Annotated in this window: 10 protein-coding genes; 5 read left to right on the forward strand and 5 right to left on the reverse strand. The window is 49.5% G+C overall.

Annotated elements, in window-relative coordinates:
• Window positions 1-13 precede the first annotated feature (13 nt).
• From QUB63_RS00170 to QUB63_RS00190, 5 genes are all read left to right on the forward strand, one after another.
• A complete protein-coding gene (locus QUB63_RS00170; RefSeq protein WP_332942738.1) occupies window positions 14-352 on the forward strand; it encodes a DUF6825 family protein in 339 nt (112 codons plus the stop codon).
• A gap of 141 nt (window positions 353-493) precedes the next feature.
• Window positions 494-2,260: an ABC1 kinase family protein gene (locus tag QUB63_RS00175; RefSeq protein WP_332942739.1), complete on the forward strand. Its 1,767-nt coding sequence runs from the start codon at window positions 494-496 to the stop codon at window positions 2,258-2,260.
• 581 nt (window positions 2,261-2,841) lie between these two features.
• The gene (locus QUB63_RS00180; protein WP_332943249.1) at window positions 2,842-3,573 is read left to right on the forward strand and encodes a PP2C family protein-serine/threonine phosphatase; all 732 of its coding nucleotides are present in this window, start codon (window positions 2,842-2,844) and stop codon (window positions 3,571-3,573) included.
• A 151-nt stretch (window positions 3,574-3,724) separates the two neighbouring features.
• Window positions 3,725-4,945 carry an anhydro-N-acetylmuramic acid kinase gene (locus QUB63_RS00185; RefSeq protein ID WP_332942740.1) on the forward strand — a complete coding sequence of 407 codons (1,221 nt, stop codon included), beginning with the start codon at window positions 3,725-3,727 and terminating at the stop codon, window positions 4,943-4,945.
• 80 nt (window positions 4,946-5,025) lie between these two features.
• Window positions 5,026-5,475, forward strand: coding sequence for a hypothetical protein (locus QUB63_RS00190; RefSeq protein WP_332942741.1), 450 nt, complete (start codon window positions 5,026-5,028; stop codon window positions 5,473-5,475).
• A gap of 686 nt (window positions 5,476-6,161) precedes the next feature.
• On the opposite strand, the gene QUB63_RS00195 is transcribed toward QUB63_RS00190, so the two are convergent.
• The 5 genes from QUB63_RS00195 to QUB63_RS00215 all read right to left on the reverse strand — a co-directional run bounded on the left by QUB63_RS00195 (window position 6,162) and on the right by QUB63_RS00215 (window position 10,245).
• Complete coding sequence (locus QUB63_RS00195) at window positions 6,162-6,359, reverse strand: NblA/ycf18 family protein (RefSeq protein WP_006635253.1); 198 nt, start codon at window positions 6,357-6,359, stop codon at window positions 6,162-6,164.
• 573 nt (window positions 6,360-6,932) lie between these two features.
• Window positions 6,933-7,664 (reverse strand): ExbD/TolR family protein, encoded by a 732-nt coding sequence (locus tag QUB63_RS00200; RefSeq protein ID WP_332942742.1) that lies wholly within the window; start codon window positions 7,662-7,664, stop codon window positions 6,933-6,935.
• 15 nt (window positions 7,665-7,679) lie between these two features.
• The gene (locus tag QUB63_RS00205) at window positions 7,680-8,465 is read right to left on the reverse strand and encodes a MotA/TolQ/ExbB proton channel family protein (protein ID WP_332942743.1); all 786 of its coding nucleotides are present in this window, start codon (window positions 8,463-8,465) and stop codon (window positions 7,680-7,682) included.
• 242 nt (window positions 8,466-8,707) lie between these two features.
• Window positions 8,708-9,958: a ribosome small subunit-dependent GTPase A gene (gene rsgA / locus QUB63_RS00210; protein WP_332942744.1), complete on the reverse strand. Its 1,251-nt coding sequence runs from the start codon at window positions 9,956-9,958 to the stop codon at window positions 8,708-8,710.
• The gene (locus tag QUB63_RS00215) at window positions 9,955-10,245 is read right to left on the reverse strand and encodes a sulfurtransferase TusA family protein (protein ID WP_332942745.1); all 291 of its coding nucleotides are present in this window, start codon (window positions 10,243-10,245) and stop codon (window positions 9,955-9,957) included. Before QUB63_RS00215 ends, rsgA begins: the two co-directional genes overlap by 4 nt.
• Between the last annotated feature and the right edge of the window lie 80 nt (window positions 10,246-10,325).

Below are 10,325 nucleotides of genomic sequence, written 5' to 3' on the forward strand. Positions count from 1 at the left end.
CAGAGATTTTTTTATGAGTAAACCCCCAGTTCATGCTTTTTTTGTAGGCAGAGCAGTTGCCGAAGCACTATACGAGCAATTAGAAAGCGCGGCAACTAACGCTTTCTCAGAACTCGGCAAATTTGACGCCGAACAAAGAGAACGCCTGCGACAGTTCACCGATCGAGTTGTGGAACGGGCCTCTCGAGCAGCAGATGAGGCGATGCAGACCAGAACTGGCACTGCAACCACCAGCACCACTACCATTCAAGACATCCATCCCGCCGACTTGCAAGTAACGATTGACGAGCTGCGCGCCGAAGTCGCCCTGGTGCGATCGCAATTGCAGCGCTACCGCAGCAGTTTGCCCTAAGAAAGGGCGATTCTTGGTCGGGATAGCTGCGCTACGCGAGCGCCACAACTATTTACTGCTACGCGAGCGCTCTTCGATGCGCTCCTGCGCTCCTACCTGCCATCAAAGCAACAACATAAAATAAGCAATTTGGGAACCCAAGTGTCTGCTCTCCTTGATGACTCTGTTAATCGCCAGCGCTCCTCCAAGCGCACTGGCGACGCCGATGAGCCAAAAACTGCTGGTAAATCTTACAAAAGTAAAGCTTATCGCTGGAATCGCGAAAAATACTCCCGGCAGCGTCGCTTCTTCGACATTTGGGCCTTTGTCTTGCTCTGGCTGGCTTCGCTGTGGCTCGACAGCAAAAATTGGAGCTACTGGGGAGGTGTCACTGAGGAAAAGAAAGTTGCCAGACGGCGCTTTCAAGCTATCTGGGTTCGAGAAACACTCTTGGATTTGGGCCCGACTTTCATTAAAGTCGGACAATTATTTTCCACCCGCGCTGACTTGTTCCCCGCAGAGTTTGTCGAGGAACTTTCTAAACTGCAAGATAAAGTGCCTGCTTTCAGCTACGAGCAGTTAGAGGTAATTGTCGAGCAAGATTTGGGCAAGACAGTTGAGGAACTCTACCGCAGCTTTGACCCGGTGCCCCTGGCTGCTGCCAGTTTGGGTCAGGTACACAAAGCTCAACTGCATTCGGGCCAGGAAGTCGTAGTTAAGGTGCAGCGCCCCGGACTGCGGAAGCTGTTCGAGATCGATTTGCAAATTCTTAAGGGAATTGCTCGCTATTTTCAAAACCATCCTAAGTGGGGCCGCGGCCGAGATTGGAGCGGGATTTATGAGGAATGCTGCCGCATTCTGTGGCTGGAAATTGACTATCTCCATGAAGGCCGCAATGCTGATACTTTTCGCCGCAATTTTAGCAACTGCGACTGGGTGCGCGTGCCGAGGGTTTATTGGCGGTACGCGGCTCCGCGAGTGCTGACTTTGGAATACCTGCCGGGGATTAAAATCAGCCACTACGAAGCTTTGGAAGCGGCCGGGATCGATCGCAAATTAATCGCTCAGTTGGGCGCGAAAGCTTACTTGCGGCAGTTGCTCAACGATGGCTTTTTCCACGCTGACCCACACCCCGGCAATATCGCTGTTAGTGCTGACGGATCTCTGATTTTCTACGATTTTGGCATGATGGGGCAAATCCAGTCGAACGTCCGCGAAGGACTGATGGAAACTCTCTACGGCATTGCTTCCAAGGACGGACAGCGGATTATGGATTCTCTAATCAATTTGGGAGCTTTGGTGCCTACGGGCGATATGAGTCCGGTGCGCCGCAGCATCCAGTATATGCTGGATAACTTCATGGACAAGCCTTTTGAAGAGCAGTCGGTGAGCGCGATTACCGACGACCTTTACGATATTACCTACAACCAACCTTTTCGCTTCCCAGCTACTTTTACTTTTGTAATGCGAGCTTTTTCGACGATTGAAGGGGTAGGCCGAGGCTTAGATCCCGAGTTTAACTTTATGGAGGTGGCACAACCTTTTGCCATGCAGCTTATGACTAATGGAAATGGCACTGATGCAACGGGCAGCATTTTTAACGAAATTGGCCGTCAGGCGGCTCAGGTGAGTTCGACTGCCCTAGCTTTGCCCCGCCGGATTGAGGAGACTATTGATAAACTCGAACAGGGAGATTTGCGGATTCGCGTCCGTTCGGCCGAAGCTGAGCGGTTGATGCGCCGGATGAGCAGCGTTCAAATGGGCACGAATTATGCTTTGCTGATGAGTGCTTTTACTTTGTCGGCGACAATTTTGTTTGTCAGCAATCAACTCTGGCCGGCTGTCGCTGTGGCAGTGCTGGCGGGGGGTGCAGGGTTGGCTCTGCTGCGTTTGCTCAAGCGGATCGATCGTTTGGATCGGATGTCGTAACAGATTCCCATAAATCCGCAGTTCGGTCGATCGACCGGAATAGTCGATCGACCGGACTAGACTTTAAATACTCGTACCGCGAAAAGTTCCGATCGAATGTTAAGTTTTGCATTGCTGACCAGAGATTTTGAAAATTTAACAAACGGCTCGTGCAATAATGACCTAGGCATTCTCTAAGTTTTCTCTAACCTTAAAACATTTATGTCACCGCTACGGTGACAAAATGCTAAGAATAACTGAGACCAGAATAACTGAGGAATACACTTCAAATACCTGCACAAAAGGCGGGAAAGTTCCGATAAAAATTGGTAGTTTTTTGAACTTTAAATGTCTATCCTACCAATAGGAAATCAAGAGAGATTTCACTCAGAGTCGCGAAAATTCGATCGTGGCAATTGGGGATAACACCTTGATTAGCGACTTGGCTAATGATGTTTGATAAGATATCTCTGCTCTCTGAGATGTAGTTAAAAATATCAGAAGCAATTTTAAGTTTCATTCAAATTTTGAGAATTGTCGGTATACAAAGTTGCCCGAGTTGTATCTACTTTAGAAGTTCGATGAGTCCAATCACCCAATCTATGAAACGCTCTTTCGCAGGTAAGACAGACACAGGGCTAGTTCGTTCCGTAAATCAGGATTCGTACTACATAGACCCTGACGGGCGATTTTTCATAGTGGCCGACGGCATGGGAGGACACGCGGGAGGTCAAGAAGCCAGTCGGATTGCGACTGGGGCGATTCAATCTTATTTGATCGAAAATTGGGAAGGGCCTGAAGATTCTCCGCTGTTGTTGGAAAAGGCTTTGTTAATTGCCAATCAAGCAATTTTGACGGATCAGCTCGAACATCCCGAGCGTGCTGATATGGGGACTACGGCTGTGGTTCTGATCTTTAGGGATGAGGGCCGACCTTGGTGCGCTAATGTCGGGGACTCTCGCTTGTACCGACTGCACGGATCTCACTTGGATCGGATTACTGAAGACCAGACTTGGGTGGCTCAGGCTGTGAAAAGAAAGGCCCTGACTCCGGATCAGGCTCGCAGTCATCCTTGGCGTCACGTTTTGTCCCAGTGTTTGGGCCGCGATGATTTGCGCGAGATAGATATTCTGCCGGTGGATGTAAAGCCCGGGGATCGCTTGCTGCTGTGCAGCGACGGTTTGACTGAGGAACTTTCCGATCCTTTGATTGCTTCGCCTCTCAAGTCGATTCGCGCCTGCGAGGGCGCTGCAACTGCTTTGATTGAAGCAGCTAAGGATAAAGGGGGACGGGACAATATTACTGTGGTGATCGTCACGATCGACCTCAAATAATCTCCTCGCGCTTGCAGCGCACCTCAAAATCTCCAAATCTCAAATCTCAAATCCCCAAATCTCTCAAAAATCTCCCAATCTCCCCATCAAAAAATCTCCCAATCTCCCAATCAAAAAATCTCCCAATCTAAAATCTAAAATCTAAAATGGAATGGTTCGCGTTATCGGTTTGATCAGCGGCACGTCGGTGGATGGCATTGATGCTGCTTTGGTGGATGTGATCGGTTCTCAAACAGACTTGAAAGTGAACTTGCTCGCAGGCAAGACTTTCCCTTATCCGGCTAATTTGCGATCGCAAATTCTCTCGGTTTGCAGCGGCTCAGCTTTGTCAATGGCTGAACTCGCCGAATTAGATGATGCGATCGCCCAAGAATTTGCCACGGCGGCCTTGACTATTCAATCAGGATATGATAAAGCAGAATTAATCGGCTCTCACGGTCAAACCGTCTACCACCGACCGCCTGGGAATACGCAAAGGAGAAGCTCTGCTGCTGCACCAAGCCCAGGATATGAAATGGGTTACAGTTGGCAACTCGGGCGGGGCGCGCTAATCGCGCAATTGACAGGCATTACTACTGTGAGCAACTTTCGATCGGCAGATATAGCAGCAGGAGGTCAAGGAGCGCCCTTAGTCCCAATAGTTGACGCTTGCCTGCTGGCCGAACCCAACCGCAACCTCTGCATCCAAAATCTCGGTGGAATTGGCAATTTTACTTATCTTCCTGCCCGGAAAGAGGAGGAATTGGCGGACAAGTCTGTGGTTTCCCATGGAGGGGATGGTATCTTGGGTTGGGATACCGGGCCTGCAAATTCGCTGTTAGACTTGGCAGTGCAGCACTTCTCAGACGGAACTAAAACTTGTGACGAAGATGGAGCTTGGGCGGCAAGCGGGGCTCCCTGTCAAGCTTTAGTAGAGGATTGGCTACAGCAAGAATTTTTCCTCCAAGCACCGCCCAAATCTACAGGGCGAGAGTTATTTGGTGTAGACTATTTTAACCGTTGTTTGGTCGAGGCTCAAGCTTACAACCTCAGTCCTGCTGATGTGCTGGCTACTCTGACAGAATTGACTGTTGCTTCGATCGTTCACAGTTACCAAACTTTTTTGCCGCAGATGCCCGATCGAGTTTTACTGTGCGGGGGCGGCAGCCACAATCTCTACTTAAAACGCCGATTGCAAGCACAATTGCATCCAGTGCAAGTGTTGACTACTTCTGAGGCAGGCTTGAGTGTAGATTTTAAAGAGGCGATCGCTTTCGCGGTTTTAGCCGCATGGCGAGTTCGGGGTATTCCCGGCAATCTGCCTCAAGTTACTGGTGCTTGCGCACCGGTTCTGTTAGGAGAAATTAACTCTTGTTGGCACAGTTGGGCATGATAGCATAGAGTCTGAGGGACAACGGCTGTGCGTTGTTGCACCAGCATTGTAGCCAGCAGGAAAAGCATAGGAACAGCACTGTGGCTCACACGTTTTTAATGGAATCTGGCCAATGGACGCTCGAAGGAAGTTGGATTGAGCGCAATGGCGTGCCAATTACGGTGAAAGGCAAAACTTTAGTGAGCTGGAACCGAACAGATTGGTTCAGTATGGTGACGAAGCTCGTGTTTCCAGGAGGCGATCGCGAAGAGATTATTTTGCAGTACCGAGGACACCTCAACAGCGATGAGCGGCAGTATACTTTTGTACTCCAACACAGCGAACTCGGCCGCGTCGAGGGCGAAGGTTGGATTGCTCCCCAGTCGATCGTCCAGCGTTACTGGGTACTGGGAGACGAACGCCAGCGGCGGACGGGTTTTGATACCCTTCACCGCGTTGATGACAACCGCTACTACCAATCTAGCGGCATCATGTCCGGTCATTACTTGACGAGTACGATGGAGGCAACTCTGGAACGTCAGTCGGAATAACTCTTCCTAGAGTTACAAGTTGCGAGTTCTGGGACTTGAGTAGAAAATTAAAGGTTTTGCTGGTCGGAGATCGCCTTGTGATGTCCGACTTGCTCAATTCTTGCTCAAACCGATCCGCTGCAACTTGAGAGGGGTAGCAGCGATTCGGGCGCTATTGATATCGTGCTCCCACAATCGCTTACTATAAAAGTAGACACTGCAAATCTGACTTTACAGGACATTAAGAGTTGTAGTGAAGTGTTAAGCTCGCCGCATCCAAAATTTGCACTTCTGGCAATTACATATTGTCAATTTATGCTTGCCAGTCTACGAATTTGTGGTTTTAATTTATTAGTTAAAAAAATATAGTTGTCGAGAATTATAAATTTTTTGAGAGGCGGAGCGATAAATTATTGTTGCTTTGTGCTGCGATCGTCGATCGAACTATTGCCGAGACTGTTCCCCACCTTTAGTAAAATCAACAAAAAAACCAAGTGCGAGATTTACAGACCAGAACATGAGTTCTAGATCAGTCTCTAAAAATTGTTTCCACCAAATGCCTTTAACCTTTGTGTTTATCCGTATATCCGTGTCGGGCTCTTAGGATCTTCTTACCTTTTACCTTCGAGTGACGCCCCATCACCCCCAACTCCTTTCCGCCTGAGGGAAGAGAGTAAGAGACGGAGGTCGCCGACTGCGACTCTCACCTATTCAACGCCTGGATTGGGTTCTAATCCCCAGTGGTGTTTGAGAAAATGGCGGTACATGGTTTCGCGCAACATCATTTGCTCGTAAAGCTTGACCAAAAACTCCTGAGCTTGTTCGCGGCTCATGTCACTTACCTGTGTTTTGAAGGAACACAGGCTAAATTGCTGCTCCAAAGACAATTCTGCAGGTTGGCTCATGACTAAAGATTCCTCTGTAAGTAAAGGTAACTTGACGAAGTGAAAACCTGGATCAACCAGATTTGTAAGTTGTTTCTGTAAGTTGCTTCAGCGATCGGCTCTTGGTTTCAGGATGCCCCGCAAGCCCATCTCGCTTTAGTATATTACAAAAGGTAACAATGATTTGACAAAAGTACCATCTGTCCCAAGAAATAACTTAATCATAGAGATGGCGGGAGGTCTGCAAAAGTTCCTTCCGCAGGCTTATACCACTCTATCTACTTGTCAAGAGAAAAAAGGCTCAGTACGAACCAAAATAATTGAAGCTATTTATACCAACTCGCACGAAGCTTCTCTCCGGGAGGGGGTGAGGGGAGAAGGAGAGTGTCCGAGTGGGAGATGGGGAGAGCCCGAGAGCCCGAGAGTGTCCGAGCGGGAGAATTTCTATTTTTCTCTTCTGGCTTCTTCCTTCTTCCTTGTATCCGTTAAAAAATCCTTTGCCTAACTTTTTTCGGACTTCTACCCTCAACATCCATTCGTTAAATCCGCTACATCTCTTAAATCCCGCACGCTGCGAGTACGCCGAACTTCTAACTAATTGGAGTCAGGGACATTCTGTGGTGGAGCGGCCGCTCCGGGCCTGAAATTGGGGGCAGTGGGTGCAGGCGAAACCGGTGGAATGCCCTGATTTGCGCCAGAGTTGCTAGGCTGCTGTCCGGGAGCCGCCAGAGGAGATTGAAATTGATTGGGATTGAACTGCTGCTGCCCCGGAGCAGCCAGAGGAGATTGAAACCGATTGGGATTGAACTGCTGCTGTCCGGGAGCCACGGGAGACGGCAGGGGTTGAGCCGAATTGCCCGAAGGTGCCGCAGGAATCCCAGAATTGGGAAGCGAGGTATTATTCGGCTGCGGTCCGGGAGCCGAACTAGGAAGAGTTGCTAGGGCCACTCGATCGCCCCCTACCTCCCGCAATTTGTCTAAAACCTCCACAACTTTGGCGTATTTAGCATTTTGAGGGGCGTACAACACCGTCAACCCGGCAGGATTTTTGTTGTGGAAAGTCTTTAAAACTCGATCGAGCTGTTGGTAATTAACAGGCAATTGGTCGATATAAGTTTGCCCAAAATCGTCAATGCTGACAATCAGCATCTCTCGCATCTGCGTTTGTCCCGTCTTCGCCTTCGGCAAATCGACATTAATTGCTTGCTGGCGAGTCAGTTGCAAAGCCGCCAGCAAAAAAAACGTCAGAATGCAAAAAATCACGTCAATTAAAGGCACCAATTCAATCCGAGCCTCTTCAGCAGGAGTATCTAAGTGAATCTTCATCAGTTCTCCATTGTTCTAATTATTAGAAGTTGAATCAACATCAGGATCGGAACCTTTCAATTTCGGCTCCCTGAGACGTTCGCTCGATTCTTGAGAATTGAGAGAACGCCTGTTCAAACCATCGGAACCAAAGGAAGAATTGCTGTATTCTGCGCCGGGCGATCGACCCTTAGCATTAGCCGCAGGCCAGTATTGCCTGTAAAGCAATTCCATTTCATTGCCAGCTTTGCGAAATATTTTGGCCTGGTTGAACAAAAAAGCTTGAAATATCCGATAAAACGCCAAGGTAAAAATTGCTACTACCATCCCAGAAGCAGTAGTGATCAGCGCCTCGCTAATCCCCAAAGTCACCCCAGTGGTTGCCGCCGTGCCGATGTCGCCCAGACGGATCGAACTGAGCGAGTTAATCAAGCCCAAAACTGTTCCCAGCAAGCCCAGCAAAGGGGCGAGAGCGATCGTAGCTTCTAAGATTTTGTCGCCGCGGCGCATCGAAGCCAGCTCTTCATCGGCTGCGGCTTCGAGTGCGAGTCGAAATAAATCTGGTTCGGGATTGTACAGCCGCAGGGGTGCAGAAAGAAATCGCCCGATCGGCTGTCGGTTAGCTTGTCTAGCAATCTCGCTAGCTGCCCCCCAATCGCTGCGGGCCGCTTCGAGAATGCGGTTAACTATCTGCTTTTCTGTGCTCAAGAGGCTCGCCCAGAACCACAAGCGCTCGATAATTGTACTGACAGACAGAATCGATAACACCAACAGGGGCCACATGGCGGGCCCACCTTTTTGAAACAGTTCTTGAATATTCACAATATTGTTGCTCCTGCTGTACCCGCTAACTTTTGCTTCTGTTCTACTTTTTTTAACAAATTATCGGCCATTTAATTTTAGCGATTAATGTACTCACGACTTACGCACTCGTAACTAAACAAACCGGGTCTTCCTACCGACGCCTGTGGCTGCAAAGAAGTATCTTACTGCGTCAAATCCAGTTGCTGGCTGAGTCTCGGTACTATTTTCGGCCTTCGGGCGGGCCATGGGTGGCGACTTCCTCAGAATTCCTCTAAATCTTCTTGACACATATCTTGCAGCGACTGGTGTTGCAGGCGGCGGGAAGAGCGGCGATATTTTTTTGTTTGCAGCTTCGGTTCGTACTGCTGCGTACCATCCGACTTGGTTTGCTGCTTCAAACTCGATTCGGCGCTGCTGGAGTTTTGCAGAGCTTGTTGGCGGACGATCGCCTCTTCCAGAAAATTCAAATAATACTCGTAGCGCTCCCAATCCCCCCGCACCGCACAGTTAGGCTCATCTCGGTGCGAACAGTCGCTAAACTGACAGCTACCCAAAGCCAGTCTCTGACGAGCTTCTGGGAAATATTCAGCTAACTCGGACGGATCGCATTCGAGAGCCGGCTGATTGAACCCGGGAGTATCCGCCAGCAGTCCGCCGTCGGGGAGTTCAAATAGTTCGACGTGGCGAGTCGTGTGGCGCCCGCGGCCGAGTTTGCCAGAAACAGCGCTCACTCGCAGCTTCTGCGCCGGAATCAGTTGGTTGATCAAGCTGGACTTGCCGACCCCAGAAGGCCCGCAAATTATCGTGATTTTCCCTGGGATGTGGCTGTGGAGCGAGTTCGGCAACGGATTTTGTACGGAATTTAATGAATCTAACGGAGCGGCCGAATTTGCAACTAGGGGATTATCCTCAGAATGCAACAGAGAACCATCTCTTTTGTCCGCTAAATGCTGGTCAGCTACTTTTTTGACAGAAACTTTATTTTGCAATTTAGACGCAGCTTCCTGGACTCCTAAGCCGCTGCGAACGCTAATAAACATTGGTTCGTAGCCCCAGCCTGAAAGCCGATCGCGCCACTGTTCCAACTCCTGGGCCCTCACCAAATCGCATTTGTTCAGACACAAACTCACCTCTAAACCTGTAGATTCAGCCTTGACTAAAAACCGAGTTAATGATGCGGGGTCTAAGTCGGGTTCGGCGAGGGCAAAAACCAGGAGAATGCGATCGGCATTAGCGACAGGCGGGCGGTTGAGTTCTGTTCGGCGCGGTTCGACTTCAGAAATTGCACCCCGGCGGTCAGTCCAGTCCGGTTCGTCTACCACCACGCGATCGCCCACCATCACCTGCTGACCAATTTTTTTCAGTCGAGTGCGGCGAGTGCACAGCAGAGTCGGAGCATCCGCCAGGGGTATATTCTCGTCAATGCCGGCTGCTGGATCTAACCTGACTCGGTAGAAGTTAGCCTGAACAGCCACTACAGTACCGACGATCGAGGACGAATTCAGGCTCATCCTGCTTCCTTATGTTCTGGGCGCTGCACTTTCATCGCAAAAAAGCCGGAATCCGGCTCATCCGCGACAAATTGAGTTTCGAGAATCTGGTAGCCTTCCATTTTCAGACTATCAGGAACTTGTTCGATCGGCTCCCCAGCATCCAGCCACACCTCCAAAACAGCACCCGGTGCCATTTGCTCCAAGCGCAATTTAGTGCGGACAAAATTCAGAGGACACGGAGTCCCCCGCAGATCGATTTTGGCATCTGGGGATTTGGGATTTTCAATTGTGGATGTTGAATTCATAGTGTGCCTTTTCTTTTCAAATTTCCCATCTCAAATCCTGAAAGCCTTATTTTATCGTGAACCAATTGCCGAACAATTAT

The sequence above is a fragment of the Microcoleus sp. ARI1-B5 genome, assembly GCF_036705795.1.
In the GTDB taxonomy this organism is placed as follows: domain Bacteria; phylum Cyanobacteriota; class Cyanobacteriia; order Cyanobacteriales; family Microcoleaceae; genus Microcoleus.